This is a genomic window from Pseudomonas sp. THAF187a, assembly GCF_009363395.1.
Lineage (GTDB): Bacteria > Pseudomonadota > Gammaproteobacteria > Pseudomonadales > Pseudomonadaceae > Aquipseudomonas > Aquipseudomonas khazarica.
The window spans coordinates 4,546,188-4,562,508 of the sequence record NZ_CP045349.1; the positions used below are offsets into that span (position 1 = coordinate 4,546,188).

11 protein-coding genes, 2 tRNA genes and 3 rRNA genes are annotated in these 16,321 nt (G+C 59.5%); 6 read left to right on the forward strand and 10 right to left on the reverse strand.

The window, feature by feature from the left end:
* Positions 1 to 176: 176 nt before the first annotated feature.
* The 6 genes from rrf to tyrS form a co-directional block, all read right to left on the reverse strand.
* Positions 177 to 292: ribosomal RNA gene (gene rrf / locus FIV02_RS21260) — 5S ribosomal RNA — on the reverse strand.
* A gap of 138 nt (positions 293 to 430) precedes the next feature.
* Positions 431 to 3,323, reverse strand: a 23S ribosomal RNA gene (locus FIV02_RS21265).
* A gap of 245 nt (positions 3,324 to 3,568) precedes the next feature.
* Positions 3,569 to 3,644 (reverse strand) — tRNA-Ala (locus FIV02_RS21270).
* 20 nt (positions 3,645 to 3,664) lie between these two features.
* Positions 3,665 to 3,741: transfer RNA gene (locus FIV02_RS21275), tRNA-Ile, on the reverse strand.
* Between the two features lie 88 nt (positions 3,742 to 3,829).
* A 16S ribosomal RNA gene (locus FIV02_RS21280) occupies positions 3,830 to 5,366 on the reverse strand.
* The 16S, 23S and 5S rRNA genes sit together here with 2 tRNA genes alongside, the layout of an rRNA operon.
* Positions 5,367 to 5,919: 553 nt before the next feature.
* Positions 5,920 to 7,119 (reverse strand): tyrosine--tRNA ligase, encoded by a 1,200-nt coding sequence (gene tyrS / locus FIV02_RS21290; RefSeq protein ID WP_152489710.1) that lies wholly within the window; start codon positions 7,117 to 7,119, stop codon positions 5,920 to 5,922.
* A gap of 181 nt (positions 7,120 to 7,300) precedes the next feature.
* Here tyrS and FIV02_RS21295 point away from each other — a divergent pair, with 181 nt between their 5' ends.
* On the forward strand, positions 7,301 to 8,728 hold the full coding sequence (locus FIV02_RS21295; RefSeq protein WP_047588590.1) for a peptidoglycan DD-metalloendopeptidase family protein: 1,428 nt from the start codon (positions 7,301 to 7,303) through the stop codon (positions 8,726 to 8,728).
* A 3-nt stretch (positions 8,729 to 8,731) separates the two neighbouring features.
* Positions 8,732 to 9,823 (forward strand): anhydro-N-acetylmuramic acid kinase, encoded by a 1,092-nt coding sequence (locus FIV02_RS21300; RefSeq protein WP_152489711.1) that lies wholly within the window; start codon positions 8,732 to 8,734, stop codon positions 9,821 to 9,823.
* A gap of 48 nt (positions 9,824 to 9,871) precedes the next feature.
* Here FIV02_RS21300 and erpA read toward each other — a convergent pair whose 3' ends face one another.
* From erpA to argC, 4 genes are all read right to left on the reverse strand, one after another.
* Positions 9,872 to 10,222, reverse strand: coding sequence for an iron-sulfur cluster insertion protein ErpA (gene erpA, locus FIV02_RS21305; protein ID WP_004373465.1), 351 nt, complete (start codon positions 10,220 to 10,222; stop codon positions 9,872 to 9,874).
* A 72-nt stretch (positions 10,223 to 10,294) separates the two neighbouring features.
* Complete coding sequence (locus FIV02_RS21310; protein WP_037054952.1) at positions 10,295 to 10,705, reverse strand: polymer-forming cytoskeletal protein; 411 nt, start codon at positions 10,703 to 10,705, stop codon at positions 10,295 to 10,297.
* Positions 10,695 to 11,438, reverse strand: coding sequence for a DUF6776 family protein (locus FIV02_RS21315; RefSeq protein WP_256663014.1), 744 nt, complete (start codon positions 11,436 to 11,438; stop codon positions 10,695 to 10,697). The genes FIV02_RS21310 and FIV02_RS21315 overlap by 11 nt, the downstream gene beginning before the upstream one ends.
* Complete coding sequence (argC, locus tag FIV02_RS21320) at positions 11,435 to 12,469, reverse strand: N-acetyl-gamma-glutamyl-phosphate reductase (protein ID WP_037054957.1); 1,035 nt, start codon at positions 12,467 to 12,469, stop codon at positions 11,435 to 11,437. The genes FIV02_RS21315 and argC overlap by 4 nt, the downstream gene beginning before the upstream one ends.
* A gap of 133 nt (positions 12,470 to 12,602) precedes the next feature.
* On the opposite strand from argC, the gene hemJ reads away from it, so the two are divergent.
* The 4 genes from hemJ (at position 12,603) to FIV02_RS21340 (ending at position 16,297) form a co-directional block, all read left to right on the forward strand.
* Positions 12,603 to 13,031, forward strand: a complete 429-nt coding sequence (hemJ, locus tag FIV02_RS21325; protein WP_047586843.1) for a protoporphyrinogen oxidase HemJ — start codon at positions 12,603 to 12,605, stop codon at positions 13,029 to 13,031.
* Positions 13,032 to 13,041: 10 nt separating this feature from the next.
* Complete coding sequence (locus FIV02_RS21330; protein ID WP_152489712.1) at positions 13,042 to 14,004, forward strand: nitronate monooxygenase family protein; 963 nt, start codon at positions 13,042 to 13,044, stop codon at positions 14,002 to 14,004.
* A complete protein-coding gene (locus FIV02_RS21335) occupies positions 14,001 to 15,263 on the forward strand; it encodes an alanine racemase (RefSeq protein ID WP_152489713.1) in 1,263 nt (420 codons plus the stop codon). The genes FIV02_RS21330 and FIV02_RS21335 overlap by 4 nt, the downstream gene beginning before the upstream one ends.
* A gap of 98 nt (positions 15,264 to 15,361) precedes the next feature.
* Complete coding sequence (locus FIV02_RS21340; protein WP_152489714.1) at positions 15,362 to 16,297, forward strand: DUF805 domain-containing protein; 936 nt, start codon at positions 15,362 to 15,364, stop codon at positions 16,295 to 16,297.
* Positions 16,298 to 16,321: the final 24 nt, after the last annotated feature.

Genomic DNA, 16,321 nt, shown 5'->3' on the forward strand with positions numbered 1-16,321 from the left:
ATCGCCCGCAAGCGGGCTCCTACAGGAACTTCGCCAGGCCGCGTACCGTAGGAGCCGGCTTGCCGGCGATGACGTCCTGCAGGTTACCCCGCCAGGCGGCGCTGCCCACGCCCGACTTTCTGCCGCGCAAAGAAGAAACCCCAGACCTCGTTAGAGATCTGGGGTTTCGTATAGGAGCTTGACGATGACCTACTCTCACATGGTGAAGCACCACACTACCATCGGCGATGCGTCGTTTCACTACTGAGTTCGGGATGGGATCAGGTGGTTCCAACGCTCTATGGTCGTCAAGCAATTCGGTTGGGATCTCGCGGTAAGGCGCGATCCCTTGGATACGTGATAGAGGCTTGTAGCTCTCGCAAATTTTCGGCTTTCTGTCGACTTCACCATCGACACCCTCTGCTGTCAGAGCAGATTGTTTGGGTGTTATATGGTCAAGCCTCACGGGCAATTAGTACAGGTTAGCTCAACGCCTCACAGCGCTTACACACCCTGCCTATCAACGTCGTAGTCTTCGACGGCCCTTTAGGGGAATCAAGTTCCCAGTGAGATCTCATCTTGAGGCAAGTTTCCCGCTTAGATGCTTTCAGCGGTTATCTTTTCCGAACATAGCTACCCGGCAATGCCACTGGCGTGACAACCGGAACACCAGAGGTTCGTCCAACCCGGTCCTCTCGTACTAAGGTCAGCCCCTCTCAAATCTCAAACGTCCACGGCAGATAGGGACCGAACTGTCTCACGACGTTCTAAACCCAGCTCGCGTACCACTTTAAATGGCGAACAGCCATACCCTTGGGACCGGCTTCAGCCCCAGGATGTGATGAGCCGACATCGAGGTGCCAAACACCGCCGTCGATATGAACTCTTGGGCGGTATCAGCCTGTTATCCCCGGAGTACCTTTTATCCGTTGAGCGATGGCCCTTCCATACAGAACCACCGGATCACTAAGACCTACTTTCGTACCTGCTCGACGTGTCTGTCTCGCAGTCAAGCGCGCTTTTGCCTTTATACTCTACGACCGATTTCCGACCGGTCTGAGCGCACCTTCGTACTCCTCCGTTACTCTTTGGGAGGAGACCGCCCCAGTCAAACTACCCACCATACACTGTCCTCGATCCGGATAACGGACCAGAGTTAGAACCTCAAGGTTGCCAGGGTGGTATTTCAAGGATGGCTCCATGAGAACTGGCGTCCCCACTTCAAAGCCTCCCACCTATCCTACACAAGCAAGCTCAAAGTCCAGTGCAAAGCTATAGTAAAGGTTCACGGGGTCTTTCCGTCTAGCCGCGGATACACTGCATCTTCACAGCGATTTCAATTTCACTGAGTCTCGGGTGGAGACAGCGCCGCCATCGTTACGCCATTCGTGCAGGTCGGAACTTACCCGACAAGGAATTTCGCTACCTTAGGACCGTTATAGTTACGGCCGCCGTTTACCGGGGCTTCGATCAAGAGCTTCGCTTGCGCTAACCCCATCAATTAACCTTCCGGCACCGGGCAGGCGTCACACCCTATACGTCCACTTTCGTGTTTGCAGAGTGCTGTGTTTTTAATAAACAGTCGCAGCGGCCTGGTATCTTCGACCGGCATGGGCTTACGTAGTAAATACTTCACCCTCACCGGCGCACCTTCTCCCGAAGTTACGGTGCCATTTTGCCTAGTTCCTTCACCCGAGTTCTCTCAAGCGCCTTGGTATTCTCTACCTAACCACCTGTGTCGGTTTGGGGTACGGTTCCTAGTTACCTGAAGCTTAGAAGCTTTTCCTGGAAGCATGGCATCAACCACTTCGCATTCTAAAAGAACGCTCGTCATCAGTTCTCGGCCTTGATCTCCCGGATTTACCTAAGAAACCAGCCTACAACCTTAAACACGGACAACCAACGCCGTGCTGGCCTAGCCTTCTCCGTCCCTCCATCGCAGTAACTAGAAGTACGGGAATATTAACCCGTTTCCCATCGACTACGCATTTCTGCCTCGCCTTAGGGGCCGACTAACCCTGCGTCGATTAACGTTGCGCAGGAAACCTTGGTCTTTCGGCGTGCGAGTTTTTCACTCGCATTGTCGTTACTCATGTCAGCATTCGCACTTCTGATACCTCCAGCAAGCTTCTCAACTCACCTTCACAGGCTTACAGAACGCTCCTCTACCGCTCATCCAAAGGATGAACCCGTAGCTTCGGTGTATGGTTTGAGCCCCGTTACATCTTCCGCGCAGGCCGACTCGACTAGTGAGCTATTACGCTTTCTTTAAAGGATGGCTGCTTCTAAGCCAACCTCCTAGCTGTCTAAGCCTTCCCACATCGTTTCCCACTTAACCATAACTTTGGGACCTTAGCTGACGGTCTGGGTTGTTTCCCTTTTCACGACGGACGTTAGCACCCGCCGTGTGTCTCCCGTGCTGACACTTGCTGGTATTCGGAGTTTGCATCGGTTTGGTAAGTCGGGATGACCCCCTAGCCGAAACAGTGCTCTACCCCCAGCAGTGATACACGAGGCGCTACCTAAATAGCTTTCGAGGAGAACCAGCTATCTCCGAGCTTGATTAGCCTTTCACTCCGATCCACAGGTCATCCGCTAACTTTTCAACGGTAGTCGGTTCGGTCCTCCAGTCAGTGTTACCTAACCTTCAACCTGCCCATGGATAGATCGCCCGGTTTCGGGTCTATACCCAGCGACTAAAGCGCCCTATTAAGACTCGCTTTCGCTACGCCTCCCCTATTCGGTTAAGCTCGCCACTGAATATAAGTCGCTGACCCATTATACAAAAGGTACGCAGTCACCCAACAAAGTAGGCTCCCACTGCTTGTACGCATACGGTTTCAGGTTCTATTTCACTCCCCTCTCCGGGGTTCTTTTCGCCTTTCCCTCACGGTACTGGTTCACTATCGGTCAGTCAGTAGTATTTAGCCTTGGAGGATGGTCCCCCCATGTTCAGACAAGGTTTCTCGTGCCCCGTCCTACTCGATTTCATTGATAAGAGCGTTTCGTGTACGGGGCTATCACCCACTACGGCGGCACTTTCCAGAGCCTTCCACTACACTCAAATCAACTTAAGGGCTAGTCCCCGTTCGCTCGCCACTACTTAGGGAATCTCGGTTGATTTCTTTTCCTCAGGGTACTTAGATGTTTCAGTTCCCCTGGTTCGCCTCTTGCACCTATGGATTCAGTACAAGATACCCGGCTTATGCCGGGTGGGTTCCCCCATTCAGAGATCTCTGGATCACAGTCTGTTTGCCGACTCCCCAAAGCTTTTCGCAGGCTACCACGTCTTTCATCGCCTCTGACTGCCAAGGCATCCACCGTATGCGCTTCTTCACTTGACCATATAACCCCAAGCAATCTGGTTACTGTCTCAATCGTGAAGACGACATCGCCGAAAATTTGCGTCTTGAGAACTACAAATTTTGCCTTGATTAACAATGTGCAGTGAAACACATCGTTAGTCACTTCTATCACATATCCAAATTTTTAAAGAACGATTTGTACCGGTCAAAAGACCAGAAATCAGCACTCAACAGGTCATCACCTGAAGCGCTCATTTCTGAACTCTCTAACGATCATGCTGTAATGGTGGAGCCAAGCGGGATCGAACCGCTGACCTCCTGCGTGCAAAGCAGGCGCTCTCCCAGCTGAGCTATGGCCCCGTAAGCATCTGCACCTGAATTGGTAGGTCTGGGCAGATTTGAACTGCCGACCTCACCCTTATCAGGGGTGCGCTCTAACCAACTGAGCTACAGACCTATAACAGGGTCGCCGCGTTACAGCATCGTCTTCTACAGTGAATCAAGCAATTCGTGTGGGAGCTTATGAGAAAGCTGAAGTCTTCGATTAAGGAGGTGATCCAGCCGCAGGTTCCCCTACGGCTACCTTGTTACGACTTCACCCCAGTCATGAATCACTCCGTGGTAACCGTCCCCCCGAAGGTTAGACTAGCTACTTCTGGAGCAACCCACTCCCATGGTGTGACGGGCGGTGTGTACAAGGCCCGGGAACGTATTCACCGTGACATTCTGATTCACGATTACTAGCGATTCCGACTTCACGCAGTCGAGTTGCAGACTGCGATCCGGACTACGATCGGTTTTATGGGATTAGCTCCACCTCGCGGCTTGGCAACCCTTTGTACCGACCATTGTAGCACGTGTGTAGCCCTGGCCGTAAGGGCCATGATGACTTGACGTCATCCCCACCTTCCTCCGGTTTGTCACCGGCAGTCTCCTTAGAGTGCCCACCATAACGTGCTGGTAACTAAGGACAAGGGTTGCGCTCGTTACGGGACTTAACCCAACATCTCACGACACGAGCTGACGACAGCCATGCAGCACCTGTGTCTGAGTTCCCGAAGGCACCAATCCATCTCTGGAAAGTTCTCAGCATGTCAAGGCCAGGTAAGGTTCTTCGCGTTGCTTCGAATTAAACCACATGCTCCACCGCTTGTGCGGGCCCCCGTCAATTCATTTGAGTTTTAACCTTGCGGCCGTACTCCCCAGGCGGTCAACTTAATGCGTTAGCTGCGCCACTAAAATCTCAAGGATTCCAACGGCTAGTTGACATCGTTTACGGCGTGGACTACCAGGGTATCTAATCCTGTTTGCTCCCCACGCTTTCGCACCTCAGTGTCAGTATCAGTCCAGGTAGTCGCCTTCGCCACTGGTGTTCCTTCCTATATCTACGCATTTCACCGCTACACAGGAAATTCCACTACCCTCTACCGTACTCTAGCTCGCCAGTTTTGGATGCAGTTCCCAGGTTGAGCCCGGGGCTTTCACATCCAACTTAACGAACCACCTACGCGCGCTTTACGCCCAGTAATTCCGATTAACGCTTGCACCCTTCGTATTACCGCGGCTGCTGGCACGAAGTTAGCCGGTGCTTATTCTGTTGGTAACGTCAAAACCGCAGGATATTAGCCTACAGCCCTTCCTCCCAACTTAAAGTGCTTTACAATCCGAAGACCTTCTTCACACACGCGGCATGGCTGGATCAGGCTTTCGCCCATTGTCCAATATTCCCCACTGCTGCCTCCCGTAGGAGTCTGGACCGTGTCTCAGTTCCAGTGTGACTGATCATCCTCTCAGACCAGTTACGGATCGTCGCCTTGGTGAGCCATTACCTCACCAACTAGCTAATCCGACCTAGGCTCATCTGATAGCGCAAGGCCCTAAGGTCCCCTGCTTTCTCCCGTAGGACGTATGCGGTATTAGCGTTCCTTTCGGAACGTTATCCCCCACTACCAGGCAGATTCCTAGGCATTACTCACCCGTCCGCCGCTGAATCCAGGAGCAAGCTCCCTTCATCCGCTCGACTTGCATGTGTTAGGCCTGCCGCCAGCGTTCAATCTGAGCCATGATCAAACTCTTCAGTTCAATACTACTTGGGTTTTGAGAAAACCCTAAACTTGGCTCAGCAATCGCAAATAAACTCTCGAATTCACGAGTGTTACTTGTGATGCTGATAATCAGTTGACTACCAGTCTTACCTCACAAGCACCCACACGAATTGCTTGATTCAGTTGTTAAAGAACAGTTGGTTAAGTCTTTCGTCTCAACCGAGGCCGCGCATTCTACAGCAGCCTTTGTTTCTGTCAAGCTGTTTTTCGAAGAATTTTTTCTTTCTACTCAACCACTTGCGCTTTCGATCAGAGCTTCTTCTCTCCAGCGGGAGGCGCATTCTACAGCGTTCAAAACCGCTGTCAACCACCTCTTTTCTACCGCTTTCGATCCACTTGACCGAATCACCAACAGGGCTCAACCACCACCCTGTCGACCGGCGCGCATTCTACACGCCAGATCCAGCTTTGCAACCCCTCTTTTAAACTTAACTTATTGATTAACAAGAAGTTTTCGAAGAGCTTCATCGCTGAAGTGGCGCGCATTCTACAACCCACAGAACGCGCGTCAAGCTTAAATTGCAATTTTATTACTCGGCCTTGAGCACGACCCGCGCAAAGGCTTTCTTGCCCGCCTGGCAGACATGGGCCTCGCCCACCTTGAACAGGAAGGAGCGATCGACCACCTCGCCATCGACCCGCACACCGCCGGAGCCCAGCAGATCACGTGCCACCGCAGCGTTCTTCACCAAGCCTGCCTTATTAAGGACGGACGAGATCGGCATATCTTCAGCCGAAACCAGCTCGACCTCGGGCAGGTCGTCCGGCAGCTCGCCATCCTTCATGCGGTTACCGGCCGAGCGATGCGCATTGGCAGCCGCCTCTTCACCGTGGAAACGCGCAACCAGTTCCTCGGCCAGCTTGATCTTGATGTCACGCGGGTTGGCACCCTGCTCGACATCGCGCCTGAACTGCTCGATCTCCTCCATGGAGCGGAAGCTGAGCAGCTCGAAGTAGCGCCACATCAATGCATCCGGCATGGACACCAGCTTGTTGTACATCACGCCTGGCGCTTCCTGGATACCCACGTAGTTGCCCAGGGACTTGGACATCTTCTTCACGCCATCGAGCCCTTCGAGCAGAGGCATGGTGACGATGCACTGCGACTCCTGACCGTAGGCACGCTGCAGCTCGCGCCCCATCAGCAGGTTGAACTTCTGGTCAGTACCGCCAAGCTCCACATCGGCCTTGAGCGCAACGGAGTCGTAGCCCTGCACCAGCGGGTAGAGGAACTCGTGAATGGCAATCGGCTGGTTGCTGCTGTAGCGCTTGTCGAAGTCATCGCGCTCGAGCATCCGCGCAACGGTGTACTGCGACGCCAGGCGAATGAAGTCGGCCGGCGTGAGCTGATCCATCCAGGTGGAGTTGAACGCCACTTCGGTCTTGGCCGGATCGAGTATCTTGAACACCTGCTGCTTGTAGGTCTCGGCGTTGTCCAGCACCTGCTCGCGGGTCAGCGGCGGACGAGTAGCGCTCTTGCCGCTGGGATCACCAATCATTCCGGTGAAGTCACCGATCAGGAAAATCACCTGATGCCCCAGCTCCTGGAACTGACGCAGCTTATTAATAAGCACGGTATGACCGAGGTGCAGATCCGGCGCGGTAGGATCGAACCCCGCCTTGATCCGCAGTGGCTGACCACGCTTGAGCTTTTCGACCAGCTCCGCTTCAACCAGAACCTCTTCCGCACCGCGCTTGATCAGCGCCAGCTGCTCTTCGACCGACTTCATGACAGAACCCGCAACCACTGGAAATTGAAAGGGAACCAACCATACAAGATCGCAAACTAATTACAAGTTTTGCCCATGGTTGGCCCGGCGGTCGCAGACAGGGCATGTCAAGGGTTGCCCCGAGCCGATTTTGGTTATATTTTATACAGTTAATGCACATTCCAAGAAAACGCCTCACGCCATGACGCAAAATATCCCTAAAGCCCCGCCCTACCCCAAGAGCCATATCCTGGCTGCGAGTGGTGTAGCTGCGCTGCTGAGCCTGGCTCTGCTGGTGTTTCCTTCGCGTGAAGTCGAAGCGCAGAAGACCTTTCTCGATCTGGACCTCGGCAGCGAAGCCGAGCTGGTGCTGCAGGAAAAGGACGACCTCCGAGCGGGACAGCCAGCCTCTGGCGCTGCCTCGCCGTTCGCCAAGATCGGACCGAGCGCAGATAGCGCCGAAAACAGCGTCGGAGATGGCGCTGATGAAAAGAATCCAGCAACAGCCGACACCACTCCTTCCGATCCCAACCAGCACAGCGTCACCGTCAGCAACGGCGATACGCTGTCCACGGTCTTTGCCAAGGTCGGGCTGAACGCGAACGACCTGCACGAGGCGCTCAACAGCAGCAAGGAAGCCAAGCAGTTCAGCCGCCTCAAGGTCGGCCAGGTACTCGACTTCCAGCTGGGTGACGACGGCAAGCTGAAAAGCCTGCAGAGCAAGCTCAGTGAGCTGGAAACCATTCGTCTGAGCCGTGACGCCGATGGCTTCGATTTCCAGCGTGACCAGGTCAAGCCGGAAGTCGTGACGGCCTACAGCCATGGCGTGATCAACAGCTCGCTGTTCCTCTCGGCCAAGCGTGCCGGACTGTCTCATGGCTTGACCATGGATCTGGCCAACGTCTTCGGTTACGACATCGACTTCGCCATGGATATTCGCGAAGGCGACGAGTTCGAGGTGATCTACGAGGAGAAGGTGGTCAACGGCAAGCGCGTCGGCACCGGCGACATCCTGTCCGCACGCTTCACCAACCGCGGCAAGACTTACACCGCCGTGCGCTACACCAACAAGCAGGGCGCGACCAGCTACTACAGCGCCAACGGCGAAAGCATGCGCAAGGCCTTCATCCGCACGCCGGTGGACTTTGCCCGCATCAGCTCGCGCTTCTCCACCGGACGCAAGCACCCGATCCTGAACAAGATTCGCGCGCACAAGGGTGTCGACTACGCGGCACCACGCGGTACGCCGATCAAGGCGGCCGGCGATGGCAAGATTGCCCTGGCCGGTCGTAACGGCGGTTATGGCAATACGGTGATCATCCAGCACGGACAGCGCTACCGGACGCTCTATGCGCACATGCAAGGCTTCGCCAAGGGCATTCGCAACGGCGTCAACGTCAAGCAAGGGCAGATCATCGGCTATATCGGTACCACCGGCCTGTCGACCGGCCCACACCTGCACTACGAGTTCCAGGTCAATGGCGTGCACGTCGACCCGCTGAGCCAGAAGCTGCCAATGGCCGACCCGATTGCTGCGAGCGAGAAGCAACGCTTCATGCAACTGAGCAAGCCGCTGATGGCACGCATGGATCAGGAAAAGGCCACCATGCTGGCCAGCAACAAGCAGTAATCCATGTCTCTTTATATAGGTGTGATGTCCGGTACCAGTCTGGACGGCCTGGACATCGCACTGATCGAGCAAGACCACTCCCCCCGCCTGCTCGCGACCCTCTACCGGCCAATGCCCGAGACGCTGCGCAGCGATCTGCTGGCACTCTGCGCACCTGGCGAGAATGAGCTGGCTCGCGCCGCCATTGCCGAACAACGCTGGGTCGAGCTCGCCGCACAGGGCATCGACGAGCTGCTGAACCGGCAGAACCTGACCGCACAACAGATTCGCGCCATTGGCAGCCATGGCCAGACCGTGCGCCATGAACCTGCCCGTGGTTTCACCATCCAGATCGGCAACCCCGCGCTACTCGCCGAGCTGACCGGCATCTGCGTGGTCGCGGACTTCCGCCGCCGCGACGTTGCGGCGGGTGGCCAGGGCGCGCCCCTGGTGCCTGCCTTCCATCAGAGCCTGTTTGCTGATGGCGAGCATCAGGTGGCCGTGCTCAACGTCGGCGGTTTCAGCAATCTCAGCCTGCTGGATCCGAATGGGGAGGTGCTGGGCTTCGACAGCGGCCCTGGAAACGTCCTGCTCGATGCCTGGATTCATCACTGCCAGGGGCTCAACTATGACCGCGACGGTGCCTGGGCTGCCACTGGCACCGTGCACCCCGGCCTGCTGAGCCGACTGCTGAGCGATCCGTTCTTCGCGACGGCCGGCCCCAAGAGTACCGGCCGCGAGCTGTTCAACCTCGACTGGCTGCTCGGCCACCTGCAGGCCTTGCCTGCGATAGCGGGCGAGGATGTGCAGGCGACGCTGGTCGAACTCACTGCCCGCAGCATCACCAGTGCCTTGCGCACTGCGCAGGCCCATACCGATGTCCTGCTGGTATGCGGCGGCGGCGCGCACAACACCTGCCTCATGCAGCGCCTGAGCGCGCTGACGCAAGGAGCCGACGTGCGGAGTACGGCCGCGCAGGGTATCGACCCGGACTGGGTCGAGGCCATGGCCTTCGCCTGGCTCGCCCACTGCGCCCTGGAGGGGATTCCGGGTAACCGGCCGAGCGTTACCGGAGCCGCAGGGCTGCGCATCCTCGGCGCGATCTATCCCGCCTGAACGAAAACGCCGCGCATCGAGCGCGGCGTTTTTCGTCTGGCCAGGTGCTCAGATCGAGAAGGACGAACCACAGCCACAGGTCGTGGTGGCATTGGGGTTCTTGATCACGAAGCGCGAACCCTCGAGCCCTTCCTGGTAATCGACCTCGGAGCCGACCAGATACTGGAAGCTCATGGCATCGACCACCAGGCTGACGCCCTCGCGCTCGACGATGGTGTCATCCTCGGCAACGTCTTCATCGAAGGTGAAGCCGTACTGAAAGCCCGAGCAGCCACCGCCCGTGACGAACACGCGCAACTTCAGACGCGGATTGCCTTCTTCATCGACCAGGGTCTTCACCTTGCTGGCCGCACCCTGGGTGAAGTGCAAAGGGGCAGGGGTGAAGGTTTCGACGCTCATGCTGAACTCCCGGCGCCATGCGCCATACTGCGTTGGGCATGCATTATCCGCTTGCCCTACAAAATCGGTCAACTATTGCTCGGCATCTACCAAGGCTGGCAGCTCAAGCGGCTTGTCGCCGTCCTTGAGATGGTGAAGGCGACCTTCGATCTGCGCCCCCATGGCCATTTCCATCAGGGCATAGTGCAGATTGCCACGCACACGCGAACGCGCACCCAGTTCGAGATGACCACTGGCGAACACGTCGCCGATCACTTCGCCGTCGATGACGATATGGGGGGCCCGCACCTCTCCTTCAACCAGCCCACCCACACTGACACGAACCAGCCCTTCGGTGGCCAGCAGGTTTCCGGTGACCTTGCCGTCCACCTGCACCGCGCCCTGAAAGCGCATGTCGCCCACCAGCTCGGCACCGGCAGCGATCAGGCTGGTCTTGCCGCTGAAACGCTGCAGGTCGGGTTTGGCCTTGTCTTTACTCCACATGGGGGGTCATAACTCCTGATTTGATCCATTCGAACGTACGGTTCAGCGGCTTGTCGCCTTCGACTTCCGCCTGAACCTTGACCTGAAGCGGCTCGAAGCCTTCAGGCAGCTGCAATTCACCGAAGCGGCCAGCCTCGGGAAAGGACTGGAAATGCTTGAAGGAAAATGGGATGGGGTTTTCACTCACGTCATCGGACAACGTCGACAGCGCCAGAGAGGCGGTTTTACCCCCCTGCCGACCCTCGACGGTGACACGCATTTTCCCCTGCAGCGCCTCGTCACTGGCGCCGACTCGGCTCATCAGCAATTTGTAGCGGAAACGCCGAGGTACGTCCGTGGCTTGCAGCTCAAACGTGCGAATGCGCAGGCCTTCGCGGCGACTGGCAGGCGCCAGCACGCCCTTGTAGAAGGCCAGGTCCTGCTGCTGCTTGAAGATCTGCTCCTCGAGCAGCTTGATGGTCAGGCGGTTCTGTTCGATCGCCTGCTGACTCACCTTGTCGCTGCTGCCCACCACCGCCAGGCGTTGGCGCAGCAGCTCCAGTTCCTGGTCCTGCTCGGCCAGGCGCGTCAGCAGCGCCTGCGTTTGCTCCGGGCTCTGCTGCGGCGCAGCCTGCGGCCAGTACCAGCCCAGGGCGAATGCCGCTGGCAGCGCGAGCACCAGCAGCAACAGCGACCAGCGACGTCGACGATCACGGCGCGGATCGCTGAGGCGAACTTCCCAACCCGCTGTCACGGCAACAGAGCCGCGTGCGACAGACCGAGGCGCTCGTCGAGGCCGAAGAGGATGTTCATGTTCTGCACTGCCTGGCCGGAAGCCCCCTTGACCAGGTTGTCGATGACCGACAGCACCACCACCAGGTCACCGCCCTGAGGCCGATGCAGCGCGATCCGGCAGACATTGCCGCCGCGCACGCTGCGGGTTTCCGGGTGGCTGCCGGCCGGCATCACGTCGACGAACGGCTCGCCCGCATAGCGCTTCTCGAACAGTGCCTGCAGATCCACCGAGGTGTCGGCCACGCGCGCATACAGGGTGGCGTGAATGCCACGGATCATCGGTGTCAGGTGCGGGACGAACGTCAGGCCGACGTCGCTGCCCGCAGCCAGGCGCAGCCCCTGGCGGATTTCCGGCAGGTGGCGATGGCCTTTGACCGAGTAGGCTTTCATGCTTTCGCCGGCCTCGCAGAACAGCGAGCCGACGCTGGCGCCACGCCCGGCGCCGCTGACACCACTCTTGCAGTCGGCAATCAGACTGCCGGTGTCTGCCAGCCCGGCCTCCAGCAACGGGATCAGGCCAAGCTGGGTGGCCGTCGGGTAGCAACCCGGCACGGCGATCAGACGCGCCGCCTTGATCGCCTCACGGTTGACCTCGGGCAGGCCATACACCGCCTCGCTCAGCAGCTCCGGCGCGCCGTGCGGCTGGCCGTACCACTTGGCCCACTCCTCGGCATCCTGCAGACGGAAGTCGGCGGACAGGTCGATCACTCGCGTGCCGGCAGCCAGCAGTTCACCGGCCAGGGCATGGGCCACACCGTGGGGCGTGGCGAAGAACACCACATCGCAGGCGCCCAGGGTGGCGACGTCCGGCACGCTGAATGCCAGGTCCGGGTAGTGGCCGCGCAGGTTGGGGTACATCTCGTCGACACGCAGGCCGGCTTCGGAACGGGAAGTGATGACGGTCACTTCAGCCTGCGGGTGTTGCGCCAGCAGACGCAGCAGTTCGACACCGGTGTAACCCGTGCCGCCGACGATACCGACCTTGATCATCACATGCCCCTTCACAAAAGCCATTGGAAAGTTGCCGATGATAAAGCCGCATCGGCCAAGCTCCAACCGCAGAGGTGACGTAAAGCGTTGCCTGCCTCTACTATCGGGGCAATTTTCAGCATGAGACACGCAAATGCTCTATCTCTGGCTCAAGGCCCTGCACATCATTGCCGTGGTCTGCTGGTTCGCCGGCCTGTTTTATCTGCCGCGCCTGTTCGTCTATCACGCGATGAGCGACGACAGCGCCAGCCATGAACGCTTCTGCGTGATGGAGCGCAAGCTCTACCGCGGCATCATGCTGCCGTCGATGATCGCGACACTGGGCCTGGGCATCTGGCTGCTGAGCCTCAACCCTTCCTACTATTTCTCCCAGGGCTGGATGCACGCCAAGCTGACACTGGTGGTCGCCCTGGTCATCTATCACCACCTGTGCGGCGCTCAGCTGAAGCGCTTCGCGCGGGGTGAGAACAGCCGCAGCCATGTGTTCTATCGCTGGTTCAACGAAGCGCCGGTGCTGGCTCTGCTGGGCATCGTCATTCTGGTCGTCGTCCGCCCCTTCTGAGGAAACCACCATGTCTCTGCCTACTCTGCTCGAGCAACGCCTGCGTCTGCCCCTGGTAGCCGCTCCGATGTTTCTGGTATCCAACCCGGCACTGGTCAGCGCCTGCTGCAACAGCGGCATCGTCGGCAGCTTTCCGGCGCTCAACCAGCGTGAAAGCAGCGGTTTCGCCGCCTGGCTCGACGAGATTAGCGCCAGCCTGCAGCCCGACGCCGCGCCCTTCGCCGTCAACCTGATCGTGCACCAGAGCAACCCACGACTGCAGACCGACCTGGCCATCTGCGTCGAGCGCCGCGTGCCGATCGTCATCACCAGCCTGGGCGCGGTGAAGGAAGTGGTCGACGCCGTGCATGGCTATGGCGGCCTGGTGTTCCATGACGTGACCACCCGCCGCCACGCCGAGAAGGCCGCAGAGGCCGGCGTCGACGGGCTGATCGCGGTAGCTGCGGGCGCAGGTGGCCATGCGGGCACCTGGAGCCCCTTCGCGCTGCTGGCCGAGATCCGTCAGTTCTTCGACAAGACCGTGCTGCTGTCCGGCTGCCTCAACCACGGCCACGAGATTCTCGCCGCCCAGTTGCTGGGCGCGGACCTGGCCTACATGGGCACACGCTTCATCGCCACCACGCAGAACGACGCCCCTGCCGCCTACCGGGACATGATCCTCGGCGCCCGCGCCGCCGACATCATCCACACACCCGCCGTCTCCGGCGTGCCGGCCAGCTTCATGCGCCAGAGCCTGGAACAGGCGGGTTACGACCTGAATCAGTTGCAGAACAAGGCCAGCATCAACTACGGCGAGAAACTCAAGCCGATGGATGACGAGGCCAAGGCGTGGAAAACCGTATGGTCAGCCGGCCAGGGGGTTGGCGCCATCGATGACCTGCCATCGGTACAGGAGCTGGTGGCACGACTCGACGGCGAGTACCGCGCGGCAGTCGCCCGCAGCCAGCAACTGGGGCAACGCTGGCCACGATGAAACGCCGTCACCTGCTCGGCCTGGGAGCGCTGGGCCTGCTCGGCGGCTGGGCACTGCGCCCGCATGACCGGGGGCAGGTGCATGACGCCTATTTCGCCGCGCTCAATCGGCAGCTGCAGCAGGATGGCGATGGCCTGCCCACTCTGCTGCTCGACCTCGACCGGCTGGACGCCAATGCCGACCTGCTCGCCGCCCGCCTGCCGGAGCGCCTCGCGTTGCGCCTGGTGACCAAGTCGCTGGCCAGCAGTGGCCTGCTGGAGTACCTGGGCAAGCGCCTGCAGACCCAGCGTTTCATGGTCTTTCAGCAACCTCAGCTGAATCGTCTGGCCAAGAGTTTCCCCCAGGCCGACCTGCTGCTGGGCAAGCCGCTGCCCGTCGAGGCGGCCCTGAACTTCCACCGCCAGTTGCCACAGCACCTGACTTTCGACGCGGCGCGCCAGGTGACCTGGCTGATCGACAGCGAACAGCGCCTGGTGCAGTACGCCGAGCTGGCCAAGGCGCTGAACCAGCCGTTGCGCATCGCGCTGGAAATCGATGTCGGCCTGCAGCGTGGCGGCTTCGCCAGCCCGCAGGCACTCAACCAGGCCGTGCAGCAACTTGCCCGCTACCCGCAGCTGCAGTGCCGCGGCCTGATGGGCTACGACGCCCATGTCGCCCACAGCCCGCCCTGGGTGCGCCAGCAGCAAGCCTTCGCCGACAGCGATGCGCGCTATCGCGCGTTCATCGACAGCGTACGCTCGCTCGACAAGCGGTGGCCGGCGCTGCCCCTGCTCAACGGCGGCGGCAGCCTGACCTACCCCCTCCACAGCCAGCAGGCCAGTGTACTCAATGAAGTCGCCGTCGGTTCCGCCCTGCTCAAGCCTGCGGACTTCGATACCGCGCTGCTACAGGCGCACCAGCCGGCCTTGTGGATCGCTGCGCCGGTACTCAAGGCGGTTGACGGCGCCCTGCCCTACCTGCAGCCGCTGCAGCCGGCGATCAGCGCCTGGAACCCGAACCGGCAGCGCGCCTACTACCTGTACGGTGGCCGCTGGCCAGCGCAACCCGTTTCGCCACAAGGCCTCGACTACGACCCCCTGTATGGCCGCAGCGCCAACCAGGAACGCCTGATCGGCAGCGCAGGCACGCAACTGGGCAGCGGGGACTGGGTGTTCCTGCGCCCCGCCGTCAGCGAGGGCCTGCTGGCCGACTTCAGCGAAATACGTCTACTACGCCGCGGCCAGCTGGTGGGCCGCTGGAGCACAATAGGCAACGCCTGAACATTGCCCGTCGCGTGCAGCTCAGGCCGCTTGTATATTGGCCTCGCGTCGCTCTAGGCTTAGCCCACTTCTACCTTCCAGCAGACAAGGAAGCTCGCATGAACCAACCGCGCTACAAGATAGTGTTCGATGGCCAACTGATGCCGGAGACCACACTGGAAACGGTCAAGGACAATCTGGCCCGCCTGTTCAAGAGCGATGCGGCCCGCATCGACAGCCTGTTCAGCGGCACCCCGGTGGCACTCAAGCGCGACCTCGAGGAACACGAGGCGAACCAGTACCTCAACGCCCTGCAGAAGGCCGGCGCCAACGTGCGCAAGGAACTGGACCAGAGCGCCAGCCTGAGCCTGGTGCCCACCGAAGAAGAATCCGAGGCGGAGCCGGTAGATAGCGCCCGCATGAACTGCCCCAAGTGTGGGCATGAACAGGCCAAGGCCAGCGAATGCTCCGCCTGCGGCATCATCATCGAGAAGTACCTCGCTCGCCAGGCCCAGCTGGCCGAAGCCGCCCCGGCGCAGGTTGCAGATGCCACTGGCGCCTCCCCTTATGCACCGCCGCAGGCCAATGTCGCGGAGGCACTGCCCGAGTATTCCGAACTCAAGGTATTCAGCGTCAACGGCCGTATCGGCCGCGTGCGCTACCTCGGCTGGACCATGGCCATGCTGCTCTGCTCCCTGCCGCTGATGGCGCTGTTCGCGGGCGCATCGGCCATTTCCGGCACTCTTGGCGGGCTGCTACTGGGTATCGCGGTCATTGCCATGATCGTGATCAGCGTGTTCATCGGCGTGCAGCGCCTGCATGACATGGGCTGGTCGGGCTGGCTCTGGCTGCTCAACTTCGTCCCCGTCGTCGGCAGCGTGTTTGCCCTGCTCATGTTGATCATTCCGGGTACTCAGGGCGTCAACCGCTACGGTCCGCCGCCACCGCCCAACAGCACCGGGGTCAAGGTCCTGGCCTGGCTGTTCCTGCTGGTACCGATCGCGGGCATCGTCGCGGCCATCGCCCTGCCTGCCTACCAGGGCTACCTCGGCTAGTGTCGGCCTACAGACGGGATCGTT

Bases quoted from the DNA above. Each gene is read 5' to 3' on its own strand.
- tyrS (WP_152489710.1), bottom strand. From the start codon at position 7,119: ATGAAGTCGGTCGAAGAGCAGCTGGCGCTGATCAAGCGCGGTGCGGAA.
- FIV02_RS21295 (WP_047588590.1), top strand. From the start codon at position 7,301: ATGACGCAAAATATCCCTAAAGCCCCGCCCTACCCCAAGAGCCATATC.
- FIV02_RS21300 (WP_152489711.1), top strand. From the start codon at position 8,732: ATGTCTCTTTATATAGGTGTGATGTCCGGTACCAGTCTGGACGGCCTG.
- erpA (WP_004373465.1), bottom strand. From the start codon at position 10,222: ATGAGCGTCGAAACCTTCACCCCTGCCCCTTTGCACTTCACCCAGGGT.
- FIV02_RS21310 (WP_037054952.1), bottom strand. From the start codon at position 10,705: ATGTGGAGTAAAGACAAGGCCAAACCCGACCTGCAGCGTTTCAGCGGC.
- argC (WP_037054957.1), bottom strand. From the start codon at position 12,469: ATGATCAAGGTCGGTATCGTCGGCGGCACGGGTTACACCGGTGTCGAA.
- hemJ (WP_047586843.1), top strand. From the start codon at position 12,603: ATGCTCTATCTCTGGCTCAAGGCCCTGCACATCATTGCCGTGGTCTGC.
- FIV02_RS21330 (WP_152489712.1), top strand. From the start codon at position 13,042: ATGTCTCTGCCTACTCTGCTCGAGCAACGCCTGCGTCTGCCCCTGGTA.
- FIV02_RS21335 (WP_152489713.1), top strand. From the start codon at position 14,001: ATGAAACGCCGTCACCTGCTCGGCCTGGGAGCGCTGGGCCTGCTCGGC.
- FIV02_RS21340 (WP_152489714.1), top strand. From the start codon at position 15,362: ATGAACCAACCGCGCTACAAGATAGTGTTCGATGGCCAACTGATGCCG.